Genomic DNA, 23,523 nt, shown 5'->3' with positions numbered 1-23,523 from the left:
CTCATGACCGATCATGATCAAGCCCCTGATGGGCCTGGCTGCGCGAGCGCCGAGACCCTGAAGTCCGCTGCGGCGGCGTCCGGCAATGCCGAGCTGCTCGAGCGCCTTGCGGCGGACTATCCGGCCGGCCCTCACGATCAGCCGCAGACCATGTGTCCGGCTTTCGGCGCCCTGCGTGTCGGGCTGCGGATGCGGCGCACGGCCATGGTGCTGGTCGGCTCCGGCTGCTGCGTCTACGGCCTGACCTTCACCTCGCATTTCTACGGCGCGCGCCGCTCGGTTGGCTATGTGCCCTTCGATTCGGAATCGCTCGTGTCTGGGCGTCTGTTCGAGGATGCGCGCGAGGCGGTGCTCAAACTGGCGGATCCGGACAAGCTCGACACCATCGTCGCCATCAATCTCTGTGTGCCCACGGCATCCGGCGTACCCCTGCGGCTGCTGCCCAAGGAGCTGAACGGCGTGCGTATCCTCGGCATCGACGTGCCTGGCTTTGGCGTGCCGACCCATGCGGAGGCCAAGGACGTCATGGCCGGTGCCATGCTGCAGTATGCCCGTCACGAGGCGGAGCAGGGGCCGGTCCAGGCGCCGCGCGGCGGGCGTAGCGAGCGTCCGACGGTGACGCTGCTCGGTGAGATGTTTCCGGCGGATCCGGTTGGTATCGGCATGATGCTCGAGCCGCTGGGCTTGGCGGTCGGGCCTGTGGTCCCCACGCGCGAATGGCGTGAGCTCTATGCGGCATTGGATTGCCGCGTCGGCGCGGCCATCCATCCTCAATACACAGCTTCCTGCCGTGAGCTGGCGGCCGCCGGCCGCCCCATCGTGGGCTCCGCGCCCGTGGGGCGCGACGGCACTGCCGCCTGGCTGGATGCGATCGGTCAGGCCTGCGGCATCGCTCAGGACAAGGTCGATGCCGCCAAGAACAAGTTCTTGCCGGCCATCGGCGGCGCGCTCTCGGCCATGCCGATCAAGGGGCGCGTCATCGTCTCGGGCTACGAGGGCTCTGAGCTGCTGGTCGCGCGGCTGTTGATCGAGTCCGGTGCGGAGGTGCCCTATGTCGGCACGGCCTGCCCGCGAACGCCCTGGAACGAGCCGGATCTCGCCTGGCTGGAGGCGCGTGGCGTTCCCGTTCAGTTCCGCGCGTCTTTGGAGCAGGACTTGGCCGCGGTCAAGTCGCTGGATCCCGATCTCGCGATCGGCACGACGCCCGTCGTCCAGGCGGCCAAGGAGCTGCAGATCCCGGCGCTCTACTTCACCAACCTCATTTCGGCGCGTCCGCTGATGGGGCCGGCGGGCGCTGGCTCGCTGGCGCAGGTCATCAATGCTGCGCTCGGCAACAAGGAGCGCTTCAAGGCAATGCGCGCCTTCTTCGAGGGTGTGGGTGAGGGCGATACCAGCGGCGTTTGGCAAGATCTGCCCGTGTCGCCTGCGCCGAAGCAGGCTGTGGCGAAGCGGGCGGCCAAGCCGGCCTGATTCCGTGTCGCTCGGGGTGCTGACTGCGGGTGAGTGGATCGGATCTCCAAGCCGCGCTTCCTTCCCGGCCGGGAAGGGGCGGCGGCTGGTCCGGCCCGCATTCGCGTGAGGCGAAGATTCTCGGCGCCTACCCACGGAGCTGGCGCCGTTTGCGCGCCCTGCGAGCCATGGCTTCCATTCAGGTTTCTGGTCCCAGATAGAGGACGCTTTACCGATGTTGATCAATGACCTCGACCGCGCGGGCGGCTATTGGGGCTCTGTCTATGTTTTCACAGCCATCAAGGGCCTTCAGGTCATCATCGATGGTCCCGTGGGCTGCGAGAATCTGCCAGTAACCGCGGTCCTGCACTACACCGATGGCCTGCCGCCGCACGAGCTCCCCGTGGTCGTGACCGGGCTCGGCGAAGAGGAGCTGGGGCAGAGCGGTACCGAGCAGGCGATGCGCCGTGCCTACGAGACGCTGGATCCGCAGCGCCCGGCTGTCGTCGTCACGGGCTCGATCGCCGAGATGATCGGCGGCGGCGTTACGCCCGAGGGGACCAAGATCGTGCGCTTCTTGCCGCGCACCATCGACGAGGATCAGTGGCAGAGCGCCGACCGCGCCATGTATTGGCTGTGGACCCAGTACGGTCCGAAGAAGGGTGCCGCGCCCAAGCCCAAGCCCAAGCGCAAGGAAGGCGAGCGGCCAAGGGTCAACATCATCGGCCCCATGTATGGCATGTTCAACACGCCCTCGGATCTCGCCGAGATCCGTCGCTTGGTGGAGGGGATCGGCGCCGAGATCAATATGACCTTTCCGCTCGGCAGCCACCTGGGGGATGTGGCCAAATTGGCCGATGCCGATGCCAATGTCTGCATGTATCGGGAGGTGGGGCGCAAGCTCTGCGAGGCGCTGGACAGGCCCTTCCTGCAAGCGCCAATCGGGCTGCACAGCACCACCAAGTTCCTGCGCGCGCTGGGCGAGATCCTGGGCTTGGATCCCGAGCCCTTCATCGAGAAGGAAAAGCACACGACCATCAAGCCCATCTGGGATCTCTGGCGCTCGGTGACCCAGGATTTCTTCGGCACGGCGAGCTTCGGTGTCGCCGCGACCGAGACCTACGCGCGCGGCCTGAAGCACTATCTGGAGGACGAGCTGGGTCTGCCATGCAACTTCGCCTTCGCCCGCAAGGCCGGCGTGAAGCCGGACAATGACGTCATTCGCCAAGCGGTGCACGAGAAGACGCCCTTGATCGTCTTCGGCAGCTACAACGAGCGCATGTACCTGTCAGAGATCGGCGGCCGCGCCACCTATATTCCGGCGTCCTTCCCGGGAACCGTGATTCGTCGTCACACCGGTACGCCCTTCATGGGCTACGCCGGCGCGACCTACCTGGTGCAGGAGGTCTGCAACGCCCTGTTCGATGCGCTCTTCAATATCCTGCCGTTGGGGACCGACCTGGACAAGGTGGATGCCACGCCGGCGCGGCTGCATCGCGAGCTGCCCTGGGACGAGGACGCGCGGGCCCTCTTCGATCGCATCGTCGAGTCGCAGCCCGTCCTGGTGCGCATTTCCGCGGCGAAACGGCTGCGCGATGCCGCGGAGCGCGCTGCCCGCACTGCAGGTGAGGAGCGGGTGTCCGCGGCGCGCGTCACAGCCGCTCAGGCGTCTCAGCTGAGCTGATCCGGTCAAGGGGTATCTCGGGCGGCTGATCCCTCCTGGTCGCCTTGACCCCTGTGCGCTTGCGCCGCGATCCCTTGGCTCAGCCTGCCTTCTGGCGGTGCGTCCTAGCCTCTAGGCGATCTCCGAGAGTCTTCTCACCAAAGGCGATTCGATCAGGCGCCATCGGGCAGGCATTGGGTGGGGGCGCCGCCCCGGCGCGACGGATTAGCTCCGACCGCCTCAGTGGCGGCGGGGCGCCGCTCCTAGGGGAAGCCGGCGCCTCGGCCTCCTCTCTGGTATAAGCTTCTCCGGGAACCGCCTTACGCCGAACTGTGGGTTGGCTTGCGGCTGCTCGCTTGCGGGTGAGCTGTCGCTGGCGCGATCTGCTGCCTAATATAGAGACTCGTGAGCCGCTGGCGATGGGCTTCTGGCTGTTGTCTCGTCGAGGCTCTCGCCTTTTCGCGCCTTCGGCCACTGAGTGAGCCTGGCCAAGTCGCACGCGCTGGCCGACCGACTGATCCCTAAAAGCTGGCCGCTGGCCGCGCCTTATCGGCTCTCCATTCGGGCCTGCCTTCCCGCCAGGGACTGGCCCCTCCCTCGCAGCCCTCACCAAAAAGTTGCCGTTTCCTGACGGGGCTCAAGTAGAGCTTCATCAAGGCCTTCAGGCGCAATGGCACCTGTGTCAGCATTCCGCCCGGCGTGATTCGTGTCACATCTCCCTGGCCATGTCCTCAGGGTCAGCTCCCGCGATATTTGGTCTTGGCTGACCCCTCTGTCGGCTGATTTTCGGCGATGTCGACGCGCCAGTCGGTCCGCCCGTAGACAGGTCTTCGGACCCGGATGCGGTCTCGCTGTCCTCGGTCAGCACCGACTGGAATTGATGTGTAAATGTAGATTGACATCTGTGTCAGTCAAGCTAGACTGACACCACAAATCCAGCCACCCCGTTTTGGCAATTGGCGCAAGGCTCGTGAGTCGGTATCAAGTACAACAGGTCTCGATTCAGTCTCCGGCAGGCCGTCGCACCCGCGATCAGCGCATTGGCTTCCAGGGAGATAGCGTCCCGCCGAGCGGTAGCCGTATTTGATCGAGTGCCAGGAAAGGCGCTCAAGTAGTTCCGAGCCCAGACTGGGCTCAGTTTGAAGAGAGTGTGCCCGTGTGTATTCGGGTGGCTTCTCGGCCGTGATCGGGTTGGTTCACGGCGCCCCCATGCCGCACGGGCTGAGTGCGGCTTAACTAAGGCTTTATCCCCAGATTCGGAGGATTGACAAATGGCTGACAAGAGCATGACTGGTCTGACCGAGCAAGAAGCACAAGAGTTCCATGGCATCTTCGTGCAGAGCATGACGGCATTCTTCGGGATCGTCATCATTGCGCACATCCTCGCTTGGCTGTGGCGTCCCTGGCTGTAATTCAGATTGGGTTGAGCGTTGATCCAGTTGCGATCAACCGATCCTTTTAAGCCCTGAATCTATTCATCTCTAGGAGAAACGTGATGTCCCCTGATCTCTGGAAAATTTGGCTGCTCGTCGATCCGCGTCGCATGCTGGTCGCGCTCTTCGCGTTCCTGATCGTCCTTGGCCTCGCCATTCATATGATTCTGCTCAGCACTGCCGAGTTCAACTGGCTCGAAGACGGTGTTCCGGCTGCCACCGTTCAGCAAGTGACGCCGGTTGTCCCCCAGAGGTAATCGCGTCCTTCTCGGGGGTGGTAGGTAAGGCCTGTCGTCATGACAGGTCTTACCCGCCGCTGGCAGTGCTAAGAGGAGGCAGCCGCCAGGGGTGCCTCCCCAGCAGAGGATTTTACGATGGCCATGCTCAGTTTTGAGAGAAAATACCGCGTCCGTGGCGGGACGCTGATAGGGGGAGACCTATTCGACTTCTGGGTGGGGCCGTTCTATGTCGGCTTCTTCGGGGTCGCAGGTGCCTTCTTTACGCTGTTGGGCGTGCTCCTGATCGTTTGGGGTGCGACCATCGGGCCTAACGCCGAGCTCCAAACCTACAATATCTGGCAGATCAGTATTGCTCCCCCTGATCTCAGTTACGGCCTTGGAATGGCTCCGCTCACCGAAGGCGGTTTGTGGCAGATCATTACCATCTGTGCGGCTGGCGCCTTCATTTGCTGGGCGCTGAGAGAAGTCGAGATTTGCCGTAAGCTCGGAATCGGCTTTCACATCCCCTTCGCCTTCGCGTTTGCCATTGGTGCCTATCTGGTGCTCGTGGTTGTGCGTCCGATCCTGCTAGGTGCTTGGGGTCATGGGTTCCCGTATGGCATCCTGAGTCACCTCGATTGGGTCTCGAATGTGGGATATCAATTCCTGCATTTCCACTACAACCCGGCTCACATGCTCGCCATCACCTTCTTCTTCACCAACTGCCTGGCGCTGTCCATGCACGGGTCTCTGATCCTGTCGGTGACGAATCCGCAGAAGGGCGAAGAGGTCAAGACCAGCGAGCACGAGAACACCTTCTTCCGCGATATCGTTGGCTACTCTATCGGTGCACTGGCGATCCATCGCCTCGGCCTCTTCCTGGCGCTGAGCGCGGTGTTCTGGAGCGCGGTTTGTATCGTGATCAGTGGCCCCTTCTGGACCCGCGGTTGGCCGGAATGGTGGAACTGGTGGCTTGAGCTCCCGCTCTGGTAGGATCTAGGAGACTACAATGCCCGAATATCAGAACATATTTAACAGCGTGCAGGTGCGCTCTCCGGCTTACCCCGGTGTACCCTTGCCGAAAGGCCATCTGCCACGCATCGGCAATCCGATCTTCTCCTACTGGCTCGGAAAGATCGGTGACGCTCAGGTCGGTCCTATCTACCTCGGCTTTACCGGAACGCTGTCGTTGATCTTTGGCTTCACTGCCATCTTCATCATCGGCTTCAATATGCTGGCCTCGGTGGACTGGAGCATCATCCAGTTCGTGAAGCACTTCTTCTGGCTAGGTCTCGAGCCGCCGGCGCCGCAATACGGCCTGAGCATTCCTCCACTGTCGGAAGGTGGCTGGTGGCTGATGGCAGGCTTCTTCCTGACCATGTCGATTCTCCTGTGGTGGGTTCGCACCTATAAGCGCGCCGAAGCCCTGGGGATGAGTCAGCATCTGTCGTGGGCCTTCGCGGCGGCGATCTTCTTCTACCTCAGCCTCGGTTTCATCCGTCCCATCATGATGGGCAGCTGGGCGGAAGCGGTTCCCTTCGGCATCTTCCCGCACCTGGACTGGACGGCTGCCTTCTCGATTCGCTACGGCAACCTCTACTACAATCCGTTCCACATGCTGTCGATCGCCTTCCTCTATGGCTCGGCCCTGCTCTTCGCGATGCACGGCGCGACCATCCTGGCCGTTAGCCGCTTCGGTGGTGACCGCGAGATCGATCAGATCACTGATCGCGGTACGGCGGCAGAGCGTGCAGCCATCTTCTGGCGCTGGACCATGGGCTTCAATGCCTCCATGGAATCCATCCACCGTTGGGCTTGGTGGTTCGCGGTTCTGACGGTGATCACCGCTGGCATCGGTATCCTGCTAACCGGAACCGTAGTCGAGAACTGGTACCTCTGGGCCGTGAAGCACGGCGTCGCTCCGGGCTATCCGTCGGAAGTGACCGTCGTCGATCCGTATGCAACGGGGGTGGCGCAATGAATATCGGCAAGAAAGTCTCTGTCCCCTTGGCTGCGGTCGTCGCTTCCGTCGTCCTGCTGGGCTGCGAGCGTCCGCCGCCAGAAATCGTCCAGAACGGCTACCGCGGTCTTGGCATGGAGCAGAACTACAATCCGCGTCTGCTCGAGGCAAGCCTAAAGGACAATATGCCGCCCGCGGCGATTCCTCCGGCGGCGGAGGGTGGTGCCAAGGTCTCGGATGTCTATGAGAACGTCCAGGTCCTGAGCGATCTGACGGTCGCGGAATTCACGCGGACCATGGTTGCGGTGACGACCTGGGTCTCTCCGAAGGAAGGCTGCAACTACTGCCACGTCCCGGGTAACTGGGCGTCGGACGACATCTACACCAAGGTCGTCTCGCGTCGGATGTTCGAGCTGGTGCGTGACACCAATGCCGACTGGAAGGATCATGTCGCTGACACTGGCGTCACCTGCTACACCTGCCATCGCGGCAAGCCGGTTCCTGAGTACGTGTGGGCGACCGATCCAGGTCCGGGTCAGCCGTCTGGCATGAAGCCCACCGGCCAGAACTATGGTGCCTCGACGGTTGCCTATGCTTCGCTGCCCTATGATCCATACACGCCGTTCCTCGATCAGGCGAACGAGATCCGGGTGATTGGCCAAACGGCTCTGCCGGCAGGTAACCGCACGTCGATCAAGCAGGCGGAGTGGACTTATGGCCTAATGATGCAGATCTCCGACGCCATGGGCGTGAACTGCACCTTCTGCCACAACACGCGCTCCTTCTTCGCCTGGGACCAGAGTACGCCGAAGCGGACGACGGCTTGGTACGCCATCCGTCACGTGCGTGAGCTCAACCAGGATTACATCTGGCCGCTCAACGACGTACTTCCCGAGTCGCGCAAAGGCCCTTACGGCGATCCCTTCAAGGTCAGCTGCATGACCTGTCACCAGGGAGTCTACAAGCCGCTGTATGGTGCGCAGATGGCGAAGGACTATCCGGCTCTCCAAGGTATGCCGAAGGCAGCAGAGCCTGCTGCAGAGGCGGCGCCAGCCGAGCCGGCACCAGCGGAAGACGCAGCACCTGCTCAGCAAAAGCTGTAGCCATAGGATAGACGCAGGGCAGGGACGCCCGCGCAGCGCCACACGGATGAAGGCGTTGCAAAGGAAGCTGGCGGTGAATGGCGTTGATCGCATTCATTGGCCGGCGATGGTAAGTAACCGAATCGTTTAAGCCATCCTGACAATCTGTGAGGGATATCCAATGGCTAGCGAGAATCGCTCGACTTCTGGACTCAGTGAAGACGAGGCCAAGGAATTTCACGGCATCTTCGTGTCCAGTTTCGTCGCGTTCACGGGGATCGTCGTTGTTGCGCACATCCTCGTGTGGTTGTGGCGTCCTTGGCTGTAATAGCCTAGGGTTCTTGTGGTAGTGACCGACCGGGCGGTTGTTGTATACGGCAGCGCCCACCAGTAAGAGACCGGAGAATACACATGCATAAAATCTGGCAGATCTTTGATCCGCGTAGAACTTTGGTTGCCCTGTTCGGGTTCCTGTTCGTGCTGGCGCTGTTGATCCACTTCATCCTGCTCAGCAGCCCGGCATTCAATTGGCTGAGTGGCTCCTGAGACCACTTCAGGAATTGGTCGCGTCCGAGGCGCTTGCAAGGTGCTCTCTGACGCGTCCAGAGCGATCCTAGCCGCGAGAGTGCTCGCGGTAACGGCCGACAGGTCGAACACAAGATATTGAGGTTAATTCAATGGCTGACAAGAGCATGACCGGACTGACCGAAGAAGAGGCGAAAGAATTCCACGCGATCTTCGTGCAGAGCATGACCATGTTTTTTGGCATCGTCATCATCGCGCACATCCTTGCTTGGCTCTGGCGTCCCTGGCTGTAATTGCCAAGTATCCGCCACCGAGCGGATCTGAAGACGGGAGGCCGGTGAAGCTAGCACCGGCTTCCCGTACTTTGCTCAGGAGACATCTAGATGCACAAGATTTGGCAGATCTTCGATCCACGTACAGCCCTGATCGGCCTGTTCGCGTTCCTATTTTTGCTCGCCCTGTCGATCCATTACATGCTGCTGTATTCCGATGGATTCGACTGGCTGCAAGGCCCGGATTATCAGCCCGTGGAAGTGACTGCAGGTATGAGCGTCCTCCCCTCGGGAAAGTAAGCCTGGCAGTCGAGAGTCCCGACGGGCGGGGGGAGAGCATGATTCTCGCCCCGCCCGTTGCTATTTGAGCCTCTGAAAACGCGAGCGTGCGAAATGCGGTTTCAATGCGAGAGCCTGATCATCCCAACTGAAATGCCGATTCAGATCATTGATGTTTCGGGCTCCGTTCGGGAGATATTCGAGCGCTACGCAGTGCGCAATGGGCAGGTCACCATCGCATCGGCGCACACCACCGCGTTCGTGGCGCTCAATGAGAAGGAGCCCAAGCTGCAGCGGGACATGCTGGACTTCCTGACGACGCTCGCCCCTCCTGCGCGCGACTACCGACACGACATCGCTCCAGTGGATGGTCGTCCGAATACCCATTCCCATCTCATTGGCCTCTTCATGAATGCCTCGGAGACGATCCTGGTGGCGGACGGGAAGCTCTTGCTAGGGGAGTGGCAGTCGATCTTCTTCGTCGAGCTCGATGGACCGCGCGAGCAGCGCAAGCTGACGGTGCAGGTCGCGGGGGAAGTCTAGAGCATGAGAGACGCTGAGTGGTCGGGGTTCTTCGCGGACGCTAGGACGCTGGACCCGGACGCCTACATCACGCTCGACTACTACTTCGAGTGCTCTGGCGATCCGGATCTTGCGGCGGCGCATTTCTGTGCCGAGCAGTCGACGGCTCAGTGGCGGCGTGTCGGTTACGATGAAGACCTGAGGTCGACCTTTGGCGCGAGGGTCATCGACCTCGAGGTGCTCGCAGCCGGCCGGCCCGAGTTCAGCTACGACATCGCCAAGCCCCCGGATGGCGGGGTGTCGGCGTGCCGTGTGCGCATTGCCCATCCGCACGGTAATTTTGGGCCAAGGATTCCGAACCTGCTCAGCGCGGTCTGCGGTGAGGGAACCTTCTTCGCCCCGGGGCTCCCGGTCGTCAAGCTGCTCGATATCCATTTTCCGGATGCCTATCTCGCGGCGTTCGATGGCCCTCGATTCGGGGTCCAAGGGATTCGAGATCTGCTTCAGGCCTACAATCGCCCGATCTTCTTCGGCGTCATCAAGCCCAACATCGGATTGCCGCCCGAGGCCTTTAGCGAGCTTGGCTACGCCAGCTGGCTCGGTGGGCTGGATGTAGCGAAGGACGACGAGATGTTGGCCGACACGCCCTGGTGTCCGCTCGAGAAGCGCTCGGCCCTGCTGGGTGCGGCGCGAAAGCGGGCCGAGGAGGAGACTGGCGTTCCGAAGATGTATCTCGCCAACATTACCGACGAGGTCGATCGCATGGTCGATCTCCACGATATCGCAGTGGCCAATGGTGCGAACGCGGTCCTGATCAACGCCATGCCGGTTGGCCTGAGCGGCGTGCGGATGCTGCGCAAGCATGCGCGGGTGCCCCTCATCGCCCATTTTCCCTTCATTGCCCCCTTCAGTCGTCTCGATCACTTTGGCATTCACACCAAGGTCTTCACCAAGCTGCAGCGGCTTGCGGGATTCGATGTCATCATCATGCCCGGCTTCGGCGCGCGGATGCACACGAGCGATGACGAAGTGCGTGATAATGTAGCGGCTTGCCTGGATCCCATGGGGCCGATCAAGCCGAGTCTCCCGGTTCCTGGTGGGAGCGACTGGGCGGGCACCTTGGAGCCTCTCTACCGCAAGGTCGGCTCCGCCGACTTCGGCTTCGTTCCAGGGCGCGGTGTCTTCGGGCACCCGATGGGACCGCGCGGTGGCGCGGCCAGCGTCCGCCAGGCCTGGGACGCGATCGCCAATGGTGTCGATATCGACACGCACGCAGCCGCCCACGAGGCGCTCCGGGAGGCGATCCGCGCCTTCCGTAAGCCTGGCGATCCGGCACCGGCCGAGCAATCCGATCAGAAGCGCACTGGAGGTGATAGTTGAGTGCCCAGATCGTTCCGCCCCTCGGGGCAGAAGACCTTGAGCGGGCCGCACAGCGCGACGCCAGGGAGCGGGTCATCGTGGTCGATGAGACCGACCGTGCCACGGGCGTGGCCGGCAAGCTCGAGGCGCACCACGACGGAGATCTGCACAGGGCGTTCTCGATCCTGGTGTTCAACGCCGAGGGCGAGCTGCTGCTGCAGCGCCGCGCGGACAGCAAGTATCATTTTGCCTCGCGCTGGTCGAACACCTGCTGCGGTCATCCTCGCCCGGGCGAAGACACGCGCATGGCCGCGGGTCGGCGTTTGACGGAGGAGTTCGGTATCCGCGTGCACCTCACCGCGGGTGACGAGCTTGTCTATCGCGCGGAAGACGCGGGCTCGGGTCTGATCGAGCACGAATATCTGCACATCTTTCGCGGCGTCTATGCGGGCGATCCGCATCCTGATCCCACGGAGATCGGGGCCTGGCGCTGGATGGCACCGGCTGCGATCCGGCGCGCGCTGCAACTGCACCCCGATTGGTTCACCCCCTGGTTCCACATCCTGGTGGCGAGGGTGCTCCCAGACTGAGAGAAATTTCCCTTCTCGCTCGGCGTTGTTCGCCGAGCGCCTTTATCTCCTGTCTCCAGACCCCATAGCACCGGCTTTTGCAGCTGGATGAAAAAGGGCTCCATGAGTGAATCTGATTCCCTGAGCGCGCCATCGCGCGCCACCCCGGATACCCATCAGCGCGGCAAGGACAAGGTCTCGCGCATCCCCGTCAAGATCGAGTCCAAGGACCCGCCGCTGCGCAAGCCGAGCTGGATTCGTGCGAAAGCGCCGGTCGGGCCCAGCGTCGCGCGGATCAAGAGATTGCTGCGCGAGAGCAAGCTCGCGACCGTCTGTGAGGAGGCCATGTGCCCCAACCTCGGTGAATGCTTCAATCACGGGACGGCGACCTTCATGATCCTCGGCGACGTCTGCACCCGTCGCTGTCCCTTCTGCGATGTCGCGCACGGGCGGCCGGAGGCGATCGATCCGAGCGAGCCGACGCACCTCGCGGATTCCATTGCGAGCATGGGGCTGCGCTACGTCGTCATCACCTCGGTCGACCGGGACGATCTGCGCGACGGTGGGGCCGGGCACTTTGCCGATTGCTTGCGTGCGGTGCGAGCCCGAAATCCGGGCACCCGGCTTGAGGTGCTGGTTCCTGATTTCCGCGGTCGGGAAGCGGTGGCCCTTGCTCAGTTCGTGGGCGACGCCGTTCCCGACGTCTTCAATCACAACCTTGAGACGGTGCCGCGACTCTATCGTCAGGCACGGCCTGGTGCGGACTATGCCGGATCGCTGCGCCTGCTGGCGGACTTCAAGGCACAGCATCCCGCCGTGCCGACCAAGTCAGGCCTCATGCTGGGTCTCGGTGAGACGCGCGAGGAGGTCCTGCAGGTGATGCGCGACCTGCGAGATCACGCCTGCGAGATGCTGACCCTGGGCCAGTATCTGCAGCCGACCCGAGATCACCTCCCCGTCGTTCGCTATTGGACACCGGATGAGTTCGATGAGCTGCGCCTGCTGGGTGAGGACATGGGCTTCTCCAACGTCGCTAGCGGCGCCATGGTGCGCTCTTCCTACCACGCGGATCAGCAGGCCGGCGATCTGATTCGATGATGCTCTACAGCATCATCAAGAGCCTCTTGATCCCGCCCGGCATCATCATCCTGATGCTGGCACTGGCGCTCTGGCTGCGGCATGGGGTCGCAGCGCGGCTGGTGACCTTCGTCGCCTTCGCGACCCTGACCCTCATGTGTCTGCCCGTGATCGCGACCAGCCTCATGCGTCCGCTCGAGCCCTATCCGCCGATCGACCTCGAGGCCGTCCCCGAAGCAGCGCAGGCCATCGTGGTATTGGGCGCCGGGCGTCGGATCAATGCCCCTGAGTACGGGGGAGATACGGTCGACGACGGCAGCTTGCGGCGCATTCGCTATGGAGCCTTGCTGCATCGCAGCACCGGGCTGCCGCTCTATGTCACGGGCGGGCGGCTGGAGGACGAGGGCGCGCCAGTGGGGCGGCTGATGGCGGATGCGCTCATCGCCGACTACGGAGTCCGGGTGGCAGGTGTCGAGACCGAGAGCCGGACGACCTGGGAGAATGCGACCCTGACTGCGCCCCTACTAGCGCGTGACGGCATCGGCGGCATCTTGCTCGTCACCGACGCTTGGCACTTGCCGCGTGCGGTGGAGCTGTTCGAGCAGGTGGGCCTCGAAGTGACGCCCGCCCCGACCGCCTTCGTGTACCGGCCCGATTGGCGCGGCGACATGGGCTATTCCGATTGGCTGCCCTCCATCAAGGCCTTCTCGACGAGCGCCTACGCCATTCACGAGCACCTTGGGCGACTTTGGTATCAGCTGCGCGCCTGGGCGCAGGGGGCCTCGCCGGCGGAGCAGGTCGCCGCCTGATCGGCAATTGCCGGGGCTGTCCTATCCGGTGCGATGCGGCACATGGCTGCCATAGCGCTCCATCAGGTAGCACAGACAGTCCTGCCGGATCACCGTCTCGTCGAGCGTCAGCATGGAAGGCATCACGCTCTGGCGCAGTCTCAGCTGCCCCTGGTCGAGACTGAAGAAGCGCGGGCCCACGTCCTGTCCAATCTCGTTGCGGACATCGAGGCCGATGCCGCCGTCGTCGCGGCAGGTGGCGAAGAGGGTCCCGGGTGGGAGCTCGCAGAAATTCATCCGCTCCAGCTCGGGGTCCAGGATCAGGTCCCCTTCCCCGGCCGAGAAGCTGAAGTGCACATCGTCCGGTACCCGCACCTGCGCAACCGTATGGTAGAGATCGATATCTTGCGGCGCCAAGGGCTCATCCAGGAGCTCGGTCAGATGCAGGGCGGCATCAATGAATCTGCGTGCATGCTCGATACCCTGCTGATCGCCGACCTTGCCGCATTCCACGGTCACGGCCGGGCAGAGTCGTGCCATGGCCATCGACTGCACGCCCGCGGGCCGGATGAAGTAGACGATGGTGCGACTGAAGAGTGTTGCGAGGCGCAGAAAGCGATTGTCGACGACGTTGACGCAGGCGTAATGCGGGTTGAGGCCGGTGTTGTTGTGCAGATCGAGGCTGGCGAAGACGCCGCGCTCGGCCATGATGTCCATGACGCGGGCCATGAGGTCGTGCTCGAGTCTGGGCTCGAGCGGACTTCCGGGCCAGACACGATTGTAGTCGGGCTGTCCGGGTAGCCGTCTGACGCCGCTTGCCGCCGCCGTGACATTGCCGATGAATAGGCTCAGTGCTCGCGGCAGCCGCAGCTCGCCGAAACGCTCCAGCCGCTCCCTCAGCAGGCCCCGGATGGCATCCCACCCGACGGTCTCATTGCCGTGCAAGAGCACCGAGACGAAGAGCGGCGGCTTCTTGCTGCCCTCTAGATGGATCAGTGTCGGTGCGCCAAGTACTGCACCGAGCTCACGGCTCTCGGCCTTGAGGAGGTCGTCGGGGAGTGTGTCGATCTCTTGCAACATCTGGGTCGGTCTCGGTCTTGCGGTGGCGAAGAGGATGTCGATCTAACGAGTATGGGGTCGGATGCTTGCTGTCGTCTTCCGCTAACGCGATTTCCGGGAATCTTCGTACCAATCGCCCGCAAGCGGGCTCCTACCGAGACGGGCGTGTCGGAGCCCGCTTGCGGGCGACGTCTCGGGGATCAGCGCCATCAAGGCTCCACTCAGCGGCTCTGCGTCTTCATTCCTGCGCTGGCTTCCGGAGTACGATGGATTGTTGGTACGGCAACTCTGAGAAACCGCCTAACGCCTCATGCACCGAGAACTGTGCACAGGACCTGGCGCGCTTGCCGGGGGCCGTCCAGCTCGCAGAAGAAGACATTCTGCCAGGTCGACAGGCCAAGCTGCCCCTCGATGAGAGGAATGCTCTCGGAGGGACCGATTAGCCCCGCCTTGAGGTGTGAGTCGCCATTGCCGTCTTGGGCGTCGTGCCGCCAGACGCCGCGCGGGATGAGCTTGCGCAGCAGCTCGACGACATCGGTCTGCACGCTGTCGTCCCAGTTCTCTTGGATCATGATGGCCGCCGTCGCGCCCTGGGCGTAGACGTTCACCAGGCCGTTGCCAACGCCGCTGCGCTCCACCACGGCGCGCACCTGCGGCGTGATGTCCACCAGGACCTCGCGTGTCGTGGTCGAGAGATGGATGCTTTCTCGATACAAGACTGAATCTCCGGTTGCTGATCGCTGGCGGCTGACTGCGCTTTCGACATCAATCCAGCGTCCAGGTGTGCACGGGTTTGCCGCTGGCCTGATGCGCGAGATAGGCCGAGGTTAGCCCGGCCATGTCGGGGCCATGCCGCGCGACCCAGGCACGCTGCCAGCGTGCTCCTGTACGCCTGGTGCCGAGCCGCGCCGCAATGATGCCAAGCCAATGCGCGATCTCGGCCGGATCGACACCGAGGTGCTGCAAGCCAGATCTGGCGCGCGGCAGCAGGTCCTCCTCCAAGATGCTGGTTACGGGCAGGGCTCGTCCATCCAGCCAGGGGATCTCGGCCTCGAGCCCCTGATGCGCGCAGGTGTAGAAGCCCTTCTGCGCGTGCAGAAACATGAGCACGCTCTCCGGGGGGATCTCCGCATGTGCCAGGTCCTGCATCATGCCGAAATAGAAGGCGGCATTGGCGATCGCATCCGGTACCGAGGGTCCTGCGGGGACGACGCGATGCTCGATTCTCAGGTGCGGGCGTCCGTCCGGCTCGAAGCCGATCAGGGGACGGTTCCAGCGCCAGATGGTGCCGTTGTGCAGGCGCAGGTGCGGCAGCAGCTCGGGCGGATCCTCCACGACATGGGGCAGAAGGACGGGATAGCGGTCCAGGTTCGATTGGAAGGTCTCCAGGATCGAGTGACGTGCGTAGCGAAAGCCGAAGCTGACGCGCTCCTGCAGCATCGCCCCGCCAACTGAGACGGCTTGCTCGAAGAGCGGGATGCGGGTCTCGTCCCAGAGGTCGCGGCCGAAGAGGTAGGGCGAGTTGGCGCTGATGGCCACCATGGGGCCACTGACGATCTTGGAGGCGTTGTAGACCCGCGCCGCCTCACTCGGCCGCACCTTGAGGTGGATCTGGAAGGAGGTGGCCCCGGCCTCCAGCATGACGTCGTGCCAGGTCAGCTCGAGCCGGTCGCGCCCCTCGATCAACAGCTTGAGCGGGCGTTCATGGCGCAGTGCGAAGACTTGCTCGTTTAGGGCTCGGTAGCGCTCGCGCGGCGTCATGAACTCCGCCGTCAGGTGCTCCGGGCGAACCGTCGGGAGGATGCCGATCATGGCGAGCCGGCTGTCTAGCTCGGCCGCCGATGCATTGGCGTGGGCAAGCGTCTGCGTGAGCTCCTGGGCGAGCTGGGAGAAGACGCTGCCGCTCAGCGGTCTCGCCGTGCCGTTGAATTCGACATTGAAGGTAGCCAGCTCCGGAACCACGAGCGGGTCCCGCAGCCGGGTCAGCAGCTCCTCGACCTTTGGCGTGGGTGTGGCGTCCGGGGCGACCAGCCAGGCCTCCAGCTCGAACCCCGCGGTCGGCTCGCTGTCGTCGAGCAGCCCCTCCTTCAGCCAGCGCTCGAGCAGTTTGGTTTCCTCACGCAAGCGTGCGGCAAACCGATTGAAGTCCCCTTTGGTGAAATGCGACGCGGCAATCTCTTGGCCCATGCGCGCTCCCCAGCGGTGGTTTGCGTGGCCTGATTATGCGGGAGCTGGGGCCTGATGGGGGATTTTTGTCCGACGCTGACCGGCGGTCGGGCTCGCGCGCGGCGGGAACGCTCGGCGGGTGTCTGGGGGCGGTCGAGCGCGCGCTACGCCTGGCTCAGGCTGCGGTCGAGCTCGGCCAGCCGCTCGGGTGTGCCGATGTCCAGCCACTGGCCGCGATGATGCTGGCCTCCAGCCTTGCCTTGCGCCATGGCCTCCCGCAGCAGGGGGGCAAGCGGGAAGGCGCCGGGCCGACAGCCGGCGAAGAGCTTGGGGTCGTAGACTCCGATGCCGCTGAAGGTGAGCTTGGGCGAGCCACTCGGCTGGACGCGGTCCCCCGTCAAGGCGAAGTCTCCCGACGGGTTGTGCGGCGGATTGTCGACCAGGACGAGATGGGCGAGATCGCCGTCGGCCATCCTCAGGCTGCCTGGGTCGATGTCGGTCCAGACATCGCCGTTGACCACTAGGAAGGGTGCGCCGCCGAGCAGGGGCAGCGCCTTGAAGATGCCCCCGCCGGTCTCGAGCGCCTCCGCCTCGGGCGAGTAGCGGATGCGCACGCCGAATTGGGAGCCGTCGCCCAGCGCCTGCTCGATCTGCTCGCCAAGGTGCGCGTGGTTGATCACCAGGTCGCGAATGCCGGCCGCGGCCAGCCGTTCGATATGGTAGCGGATCAACGGCTTGCCGCCGGCCTGCAGCAGAGGCTTCGGCGTATGGTCGGTCAGCGGGCGCATGCGTTCGCCGCGTCCCGCCGCAAGGATCATGGCCTTCATTTCCCCTGCCTGCACTCCCAGAAGATGCGTTTGTCACAGGTCGCGCAGACCGACTTGTCGAGCTTCTGATAGATGGCGCGCACGGCGGCCGTCTTGGACTGGAAGATGTTGCGCGAGCCGCGCTCGTCGAGGCAGCCGCAGCGCTCGAGTGCCTCCCAGAGGCCCTGCTTGACGTTGATGAGGTAGAGGTCGCCGCCGTCTTCGCGGCGCCTTTGCATCTCGCGGAAGAGCGCAAGCCCGCCTTGCAGGTCGACGAAATTGATGCCGTTGGAGAAGAGCGCCAGGTACTTTTGGTCCGGGTGCTCGGCGCGCAGGCGATCGAAATACTGCTCGACATGGGGCGCGGAGCCGAAGAACACCGAGCCGTCGATGCGCATGAATCTCAGCTGCGGGCACTCCGTCAGGCCCGGCTCGCTGGAGAATGCCTGGCTCGGCAGGTGCGGGTTGGGGGCCATGGTGTGAATCTTCGGCTTCGAGGTCCGTTCCAGGTACAGCACCAAGGACAGGAGCACACCCGCGAAGATGGCCAGCTCCAGCTCCAGGAAGATGGCGGAAAAGAAGGTGACCGCGAGGACCGAGGTCTCGCGCTTGGACGAGTGCAGGATGTGCTTGATCTCGTCGCGGTCGATCAGTCCCCAGGCGACCAGGAAGAGGACGCCGGCCATGGCGGCCTTGGGCAGATAGCTCGCATAGGGCGCGACCAGCAGAACGATCGCCATCAGCATGAAGGCGGCGAAGACGGAGGCCAGTGGGGTCCGGGCGCCGGCCTCGTAGTTGACGCCGCTGCGGTTGAAGGAGCCGGTGGCCACATAGCCCGAGAAGAAGGATCCGGCGATATTGGACAGCCCTTGCCCGATGAATTCCTGGTTGCCGTCGATGCGATAGCCACCGCGTGCGCCGAGCGCGCGACCGATGGAGACGGCTTCAGTAAGGGCGAAGAGCGTCACGGCCAAGGCGGAGGGGGCCAGCTCGCGGATGTGGTCCAGCGTCAGCGAGGGCGCCGACAGTGGGGGCAGGGTTGCGGGCAGGGCGCCGACCGTGGCGATGCCCGTGGTCTCGGGACCGAAGAGGGCGTCGAGACCGAGAGCGACCAGGCTGCCGCCGAGCATGGCGACGATCATGTAGGGAATCTTGGGCAGCCAGCGTTTGCAGGCGATGCCGAGCGCCAAGGTCGATACGGCGACCAGGGTCGCGCTGGGGTTGATCTCCAGGACGTGCTGCCCGAAGCGGATGATGATGTCGTGGAGGTGGCCGCCGCTGTCCATCTCGACGCCGAAGAAGTGCTTGAGCTGCTTGGCTGCAATGAGCACGGCAGCGCCCGCGGTGAAGCCGACGACCACGGAATGGGAGATGAAGTTGACCAGGGCGCCCATGCGCGCGAAGCCGAGCGCAAGCTCGATCACGCCGACCATGAAGGTGAGGGTCAGCGCGAGCATGACGTAGTCCGGCGTGCCGGGGATGGCCATGGCGGACAGGGTCGAGAAGAGGACGACCGAGGCCGCTGTCGTGGGACCTGACACCAAATGGCGCGAGGAGCCGAACCAGGCGGCGATGATGGCCGGGATCATGCCCGCATAGAGACCGTACTCGGGCGGCATCCCGGCGATGGTCGCGAAGGCGACGCCCTGGGGGAGTACGACGATCGCCCCTGTGAGCGCGGCCACCAGGTCGGCGCGCAGGCTGGCTGGACCGACGAGTGGGAGCCAGGCCTTATACGGCGTGGTCCATGACCAGTCCAGCGAGCGCAAGGCTTGTTTGGACAGGTCCAGCGGATGCTGGCCGCGAATTCTCTGTTGGAGCGACTGTAGGAAATTCATGGGGTTATGGCGTACTGCGGATCAGCGAGGACATCGGCGGCCTGCCGCCCTTTCCGGTGGATCGGGGTATAGCGCCGCATCGCGCCGATTCGGTGGGCGAAGCGTAAATTCCTACTATTGTAAGGGGTTTATCTGTCCATGGCTATGCCCGGATCCTGCTGAATCGAGGGGCTGCGCTGAGATGCCTTCGTACATGGGGCGCCCGGTGCCGAGGGCGTCGCCCGCTTGCGGCCTCCGACGGCGCCGCCGCTCGCGCAGGAGCCCGCTTGCGGGCGGCTCAGCCGTTCTTGAGCCGATACCCCAAAGCGGGAAACACTTGCTGGACGGTCTTCTAGGGCAACCTGTCCCTAAGGAACGCTCATCCCGCCGAAGTCGGGAAGTGCCCGGCACCATGATCTGAGTGTCCCGCCGCCGGGAATGGCGGTGAAGGTCGGACCCTCGAAGCGGAAGGTGCTGAGTCCGCCGCCGAGCTGGTCCACGGTGCCGGCGGAGACGGGTACCTGCAGCTCGCTGGCGATGTCGTTGAGCAGCTGACGGCCGTGCGGGCCTCGCCCGGTCGAGCAGTGCATGAACTGCACGCAGCCATAGGCGCTGAAGATGGTGCGCAGTCTGCCGATCACTGGCCTGAGTCTGGCCAGGTTGCCGGTATGAATGCTGGAAAGATGCTCGCCCGGAATGCCGCCCTGTCCGTCCGAGATCCCCGCCGCGCCGGCTGCGCCATGTCCATGGAAGCGCAGCAGGAAGACCGTGCCCGGGCGCGTTGCCCGGATGACGTCCATGACGGCCTGCTCGACCCCATTCGACATGCCGCCGATGACGATGGGGCTGCCGCCGACGCGCCGGATGTCGCGCACTTCCATGCGCATCAGGTCCGGGTCGAAGACGTCGACGCAGTCCACCACATTGACTCGGCCGACTCCGGCGACCGCGATCCTTGGCCAGGTATTCTTGCCGACGATGCCGTCGACGCCCAGCCCTCTGGGGCGCTGAAACTGGCGGACCGCCTCTCGGGTCCGCGAGCCGAAAATGCCGTCCGCACTCAGGGATGCGCCGGTCGCGCTCAGCAGCTTCTGGAGGACGCCGACCGCGGGCAGCTGGTCGCCGTAGCGGAGATAGGGGTAGCTCATGGAAATCGCCTCCTCGGTTGGCTTGCGCTTGGTGAGCGCCTGACGGATTGGTCGATGCAGCGAGCGTGCCATTCGGGCATGCGGCGAGGGTGATTTTGCGTCGAGCCAGGCCGGTCGCCTTAGAAGCGCGAGAATCGTTGTCGTGAATGCGAGGGCGTCCTGCTCAGCATAGGCTCAAATCGACTCGAGATCGGTCCGATTCGGGCCGCCCGGTGATCCAGTGTCGTGCGTGGGAGGAGCGGAGGATGGGCGACTGGTATGACCCAAGGCGCCGCGCCTTTTGGGTTGCCGGGATGCCATGCTAGCCTTCTGCGCCACTGCACTATCCGGAGGTCCTCGCCCGTGCTGAAAATCATGTCCTTCAACATCAACGGGATTCGCGCCCGGCCCCATCAGGTCGAGGCCATCAAGGCCGCGCACGACCCCGACATCCTCGGGCTCCAGGAGTGCAAGGTCGCCGACGAGCAATTCCCCATCGACTGGGCGCGGGGATTGGGCTATGCGACCCATTTCCACGGCCAGAAGGGCCACTATGGTGTCGCCTTGCTCAGCAAGGTCGAGCCCGCCGCGGTCGGCAAGGGGTTTCCGAATGACGACGCCGACGCGCAGCGTCGCGCCATTACGGGGCGCTATGCCTTACCGAGTGGGGAAGAGGTCGTGGTCATCAATGGCTACTTTCCCCAGGGCGAGAGCCGCGACCATCCGGTGAAGTTTCCCGGCAAGCGCAAGTTCTACGCGGACCTGCTGGCCTATCTCCAGGACCAGTTCTCGCCGGATCAGAACGTCGTCGTCATGGGGGACATGAACGTCGCCCCGGTCGACTTGGATATCGGCATCGGCCCGAACAACGCCAAACGCTGGCTCAGGACGGGCAAGTGCTGCTTTCTGCCGGAAGAGCGCGAGTGGCTCCAGGCCCTCGCCGACTGGGGGCTGACCGATGCCTACCGCGCGCTCTATCCGGATGTTGACGATCGGTTCAGCTGGTTCGATTACCGCTCGCGGGGCTTCGAGCGCGACCCGAAGCACGGGCTGCGCATCGATCACCTGCTGATCTCTGCTCCGCTGCGCGAGCGTCTGGTCGATGCCGGGATCGACTACGAGATTCGCGGCATGGAGAAGCCCTCCGACCACTGTCCGGTGTGGATTCGGCTCGAACTTTGAGTGAAGAATTAGCCGCCAGCCGCCAGCCGCCAGCCGCCAGCCGCCAGCCGCCAGCATCAAGGGGAGTGCGCCTGAAATTGGCCTCAGCCTGCTCGCAGCCTGGGAGTGTCGGTCTCTAGGCCGACAACACACCTGTTGACCTGGAGGTCAACACTCCCAGCGTCACGCATCCCTGCGATACAAGATGGATGGAACCCTAGGGCAGGGGCGCGAAGCGGACGTCCGCTTGACCGTACATGATGGTGCCGGCCCAGAAGTACCTGGGCCGGGCGGATGCGTCCTGATAGGTCGGTGCGTAGACAGTGCCTTCGATTCGAATATCCCCGTATGTCCTCGGAAAAGACTCAGTGCCGTAGCGGTAGCTCGCACCCGAGCCGGCGAGGTAGACAGCCACGCGGTAACTCTGGCCGGCGACGACCGGAACGGCGTCGATCTCCTGATAGGCCCAGTCGTTGGCCGCGGTGACACTGGTCTCCGCCAGCACCTGTCCAGTGGTGTCGTCGAAGAGGCGAACCGTCTTGGTCCCGTTGAAGAAGCCGCCTAGCGCGGTGATCTCACCAGCCTCTTGCGGGGTGAAGCGGTAGCCCATGGCGTAGTTGAAGCCGATGTCGGTCCGCAGGTAGCCGCTGGCATTTGTCTGCCAAGGCGTCGCCGCGCCGTCGCCGTCCTCGATCGGCGTCTCGGATACCTGAATGCGTGAGTTGAAGCGGATTGCGCCATGAAGCGCGGGCTCGGCGCCGTTGCAGTGCTGCTCGAAGTCGATCGCCAGCTTTTCCACGTCCCCGGAATCTGTGTAGGCGATCTCGAGGACGTCGAAGGTGCCGGTGAGGGTGTTGCAGCCGCGTCCTGATCCAGAGACGCTTAGCCCGGGATCGGTCGCCGCCTGGAAGGGGAAACGGGTCGCGCTGTCGTAGGTGCCGACCTCGAGCGCTGCGTTGCCGGGGGCGGCGAAGTCGAGCGTCCAGTCCTCGCCTGGATCGTCGTCCTCATAGCGAAGGGTGACGCCTTCGTCATAATTGCGTGAGACGCTGAACTGGCCGGTGGAGCGGCGCCATGTTTGGCTGTGACCCTGGCCGATGTAGTCGCCTGGCTCGCTGTCGAAGCCCAGAAGCGTGAATCCATCGCTGATCTCCTCGAAGGAGTCGAAGCGAATCGAGCCGAACAGCGCGGGATCCGCCCCCTCGCAATGCTGCTCGAAATCGGCCGCGAAGCGCTCCACGCTGCCTGCGTCGGAATAACGGGCTTCGAGGACGTCGAAGCGTCCGCTCAGGGTGTTGCAGCCGCGTCCAGAACCGGAAATGCTGAGACCAGGCTCGCTCTCCGCGTTGAATGGGAAACGTGTCGCGTCCTCGTAGGCGCCGCGCTCGAGGTCGACGGCCTGGGCCGCCGCAAAGTCGAGTGACCACCAGGTGGATGGCGTCAGGCCATCGAAATCGATAGAGACGCCTTGGTCGAAGTTGCGTTCCGCGCCGAAGCTGCCGTCTTCTGGTGTCCAGGTGTGGACGAGGCCCTGGCCGATGTAGTCGCCCGTCTCGCTGTCGAAGCGAAGCAGGCTGTGACCCCTGGTGACCGGCAGGTCCGAATTGACACGGATGGAGCCGAATAGCCCCGCCGGGTCACCCTCGCAGTGCTGCTCGAAATCCGCCGCGAGCTGCGCCACGCTTCCATCGGCCTCGTAGCTGACTTCCAGAACCTGAAACTGGCCTGTGAGTGTGTTGCAGCCGCGTCCAGAGCCGGAAACGCTGAGACCTGGCTGATCGCCATTCTGAAACGGGAAGCGCGCGGCGTCCTGGTAGACACCTGGAGTGATGGTGACCTCGCCGGGCGCCGCGAAGTTGAGCGTCCACCAGTCGTCGCCGTTGAAGCTGACGGTAATGCCGTCGTCGTAGTTGCGCGAGACGTTGAAGGTGCCGTCCGCCTGGGTCCAGGTCGACTCGACGCCTTGGCCGATGTAGTCGCCTGATTCGCTGAAGAAATAGAGTGAGGTCCCGAGACTCGCTTGTGCTCCAAGGGGGAGAAGGAGGGCGCTAGCTGCCGCGAGCCTGGGCTTGAGTGGATTCATGGTGCTGCTCCTTGCTTGATCGCAGATGCTTGAGCGGACGTGCGTCTGCGCGATCAGGAGACGCGCAGATGCGAGAGGGCGGCTGGCTCGGCCCGAGCGGTTGTGACT

At 63.8% G+C, this 23,523-nt stretch carries 24 protein-coding genes; 17 read left to right on the top strand and 7 right to left on the bottom strand.

Features of this window, described 5'->3' with window-relative positions; translation table 11 throughout:
• Positions 1–3: 3 nt before the first annotated feature.
• From bchY to G3446_RS14930, 16 genes are all read left to right on the top strand, one after another.
• Positions 4–1,470: a chlorophyllide a reductase subunit Y gene (gene bchY, locus G3446_RS15005; protein WP_164453639.1), complete on the top strand. Its 1,467-nt coding sequence runs from the start codon at positions 4–6 to the stop codon at positions 1,468–1,470.
• Positions 1,471–1,684: 214 nt separating this feature from the next.
• Positions 1,685–3,133 (top strand): chlorophyllide a reductase subunit Z, encoded by a 1,449-nt coding sequence (bchZ, locus tag G3446_RS15000; RefSeq protein WP_164453638.1) that lies wholly within the window; start codon positions 1,685–1,687, stop codon positions 3,131–3,133.
• 1,250 nt (positions 3,134–4,383) lie between these two features.
• Positions 4,384–4,524 carry a light-harvesting antenna LH1, beta subunit gene (gene pufB, locus G3446_RS14995; RefSeq protein ID WP_164453637.1) on the top strand — a complete coding sequence of 47 codons (141 nt, stop codon included), beginning with the start codon at positions 4,384–4,386 and terminating at the stop codon, positions 4,522–4,524.
• 83 nt (positions 4,525–4,607) lie between these two features.
• Positions 4,608–4,802 carry a light-harvesting antenna LH1, alpha subunit gene (gene pufA / locus G3446_RS14990; RefSeq protein WP_164453636.1) on the top strand — a complete coding sequence of 65 codons (195 nt, stop codon included), beginning with the start codon at positions 4,608–4,610 and terminating at the stop codon, positions 4,800–4,802.
• Positions 4,803–4,919: 117 nt separating this feature from the next.
• Positions 4,920–5,756 (top strand): photosynthetic reaction center subunit L, encoded by an 837-nt coding sequence (gene pufL, locus G3446_RS14985; RefSeq protein ID WP_164453635.1) that lies wholly within the window; start codon positions 4,920–4,922, stop codon positions 5,754–5,756.
• 16 nt (positions 5,757–5,772) lie between these two features.
• Positions 5,773–6,744, top strand: coding sequence for a photosynthetic reaction center subunit M (gene pufM / locus G3446_RS14980; RefSeq protein ID WP_164453634.1), 972 nt, complete (start codon positions 5,773–5,775; stop codon positions 6,742–6,744).
• Positions 6,741–7,826 carry a photosynthetic reaction center cytochrome PufC gene (pufC, locus tag G3446_RS14975; protein WP_164453633.1) on the top strand — a complete coding sequence of 362 codons (1,086 nt, stop codon included), beginning with the start codon at positions 6,741–6,743 and terminating at the stop codon, positions 7,824–7,826. The genes pufM and pufC overlap by 4 nt, the downstream gene beginning before the upstream one ends.
• Positions 7,827–7,986: 160 nt before the next feature.
• Positions 7,987–8,133: a light-harvesting antenna LH1, beta subunit gene (pufB, locus tag G3446_RS14970; protein WP_164453632.1), complete on the top strand. Its 147-nt coding sequence runs from the start codon at positions 7,987–7,989 to the stop codon at positions 8,131–8,133.
• Positions 8,134–8,216: 83 nt separating this feature from the next.
• Positions 8,217–8,351 (top strand): light-harvesting antenna LH1, alpha subunit, encoded by a 135-nt coding sequence (gene pufA / locus G3446_RS14965; protein ID WP_164453631.1) that lies wholly within the window; start codon positions 8,217–8,219, stop codon positions 8,349–8,351.
• A gap of 131 nt (positions 8,352–8,482) precedes the next feature.
• Positions 8,483–8,623 carry a light-harvesting antenna LH1, beta subunit gene (gene pufB, locus G3446_RS14960; RefSeq protein ID WP_164453630.1) on the top strand — a complete coding sequence of 47 codons (141 nt, stop codon included), beginning with the start codon at positions 8,483–8,485 and terminating at the stop codon, positions 8,621–8,623.
• Positions 8,624–8,713: 90 nt separating this feature from the next.
• Positions 8,714–8,902, top strand: a complete 189-nt coding sequence (pufA, locus tag G3446_RS14955) for a light-harvesting antenna LH1, alpha subunit (RefSeq protein ID WP_164453629.1) — start codon at positions 8,714–8,716, stop codon at positions 8,900–8,902.
• Between the two features lie 93 nt (positions 8,903–8,995).
• The gene (locus G3446_RS14950) at positions 8,996–9,424 is read left to right on the top strand and encodes a secondary thiamine-phosphate synthase enzyme YjbQ (RefSeq protein ID WP_164453628.1); all 429 of its coding nucleotides are present in this window, start codon (positions 8,996–8,998) and stop codon (positions 9,422–9,424) included.
• A 3-nt stretch (positions 9,425–9,427) separates the two neighbouring features.
• Positions 9,428–10,783 (top strand): RuBisCO large subunit C-terminal-like domain-containing protein, encoded by a 1,356-nt coding sequence (locus tag G3446_RS14945; protein WP_164453627.1) that lies wholly within the window; start codon positions 9,428–9,430, stop codon positions 10,781–10,783.
• On the top strand, positions 10,780–11,352 hold the full coding sequence (idi, locus tag G3446_RS14940; RefSeq protein ID WP_164453626.1) for an isopentenyl-diphosphate Delta-isomerase: 573 nt from the start codon (positions 10,780–10,782) through the stop codon (positions 11,350–11,352). Before G3446_RS14945 ends, idi begins: the two co-directional genes overlap by 4 nt.
• 102 nt (positions 11,353–11,454) lie before the next feature.
• Positions 11,455–12,429, top strand: coding sequence for a lipoyl synthase (lipA, locus tag G3446_RS14935; protein ID WP_164453625.1), 975 nt, complete (start codon positions 11,455–11,457; stop codon positions 12,427–12,429).
• Complete coding sequence (locus G3446_RS14930) at positions 12,426–13,217, top strand: YdcF family protein (RefSeq protein WP_245232522.1); 792 nt, start codon at positions 12,426–12,428, stop codon at positions 13,215–13,217. The genes lipA and G3446_RS14930 overlap by 4 nt, the downstream gene beginning before the upstream one ends.
• A 21-nt stretch (positions 13,218–13,238) precedes the next feature.
• Here the strand turns inward: G3446_RS14930 and G3446_RS14925 are convergent, their stop codons facing one another.
• The 6 genes from G3446_RS14925 to G3446_RS27645 all read right to left on the bottom strand — a co-directional run bounded on the left by G3446_RS14925 (position 13,239) and on the right by G3446_RS27645 (position 20,192).
• A complete protein-coding gene (locus tag G3446_RS14925; RefSeq protein ID WP_164453624.1) occupies positions 13,239–14,276 on the bottom strand; it encodes a M14 family metallopeptidase in 1,038 nt (345 codons plus the stop codon).
• A 287-nt stretch (positions 14,277–14,563) separates the two neighbouring features.
• Entirely contained in the window at positions 14,564–14,971 is a 408-nt protein-coding gene (locus G3446_RS14920; protein ID WP_164453623.1) for a secondary thiamine-phosphate synthase enzyme YjbQ, read from the bottom strand.
• Between the two features lie 49 nt (positions 14,972–15,020).
• Positions 15,021–16,442 carry a glutamate-cysteine ligase family protein gene (locus G3446_RS14915; protein WP_164453622.1) on the bottom strand — a complete coding sequence of 474 codons (1,422 nt, stop codon included), beginning with the start codon at positions 16,440–16,442 and terminating at the stop codon, positions 15,021–15,023.
• Positions 16,443–16,585: 143 nt separating this feature from the next.
• A complete protein-coding gene (gene murU / locus G3446_RS14910; RefSeq protein ID WP_164453621.1) occupies positions 16,586–17,248 on the bottom strand; it encodes an N-acetylmuramate alpha-1-phosphate uridylyltransferase MurU in 663 nt (220 codons plus the stop codon).
• Entirely contained in the window at positions 17,245–19,065 is a 1,821-nt protein-coding gene (locus G3446_RS14905) for a SulP family inorganic anion transporter (protein WP_164453620.1), read from the bottom strand. The genes murU and G3446_RS14905 overlap by 4 nt, the downstream gene beginning before the upstream one ends.
• Before the next feature lie 347 nt (positions 19,066–19,412).
• Positions 19,413–20,192, bottom strand: coding sequence for a peptidoglycan-binding domain-containing protein (locus tag G3446_RS27645; protein ID WP_209262440.1), 780 nt, complete (start codon positions 20,190–20,192; stop codon positions 19,413–19,415).
• 342 nt (positions 20,193–20,534) lie between these two features.
• Here G3446_RS27645 and xthA point away from each other — a divergent pair, with 342 nt between their 5' ends.
• Positions 20,535–21,353, top strand: a complete 819-nt coding sequence (gene xthA / locus G3446_RS14895) for an exodeoxyribonuclease III (protein WP_342450122.1) — start codon at positions 20,535–20,537, stop codon at positions 21,351–21,353.
• A gap of 196 nt (positions 21,354–21,549) precedes the next feature.
• Here xthA and G3446_RS14890 read toward each other — a convergent pair whose 3' ends face one another.
• Entirely contained in the window at positions 21,550–23,415 is a 1,866-nt protein-coding gene (locus G3446_RS14890; RefSeq protein ID WP_164453619.1) for a DUF4082 domain-containing protein, read from the bottom strand.
• Between the last annotated feature and the right edge of the window lie 108 nt (positions 23,416–23,523).

The organism is Thiorhodococcus minor (assembly GCF_010820565.1).
In the GTDB taxonomy this organism is placed as follows: Bacteria; Pseudomonadota; Gammaproteobacteria; order Chromatiales; family Chromatiaceae; genus Thiorhodococcus; species Thiorhodococcus minor.
This window is presented reverse-complemented; position numbering and strand designations above follow the sequence as displayed.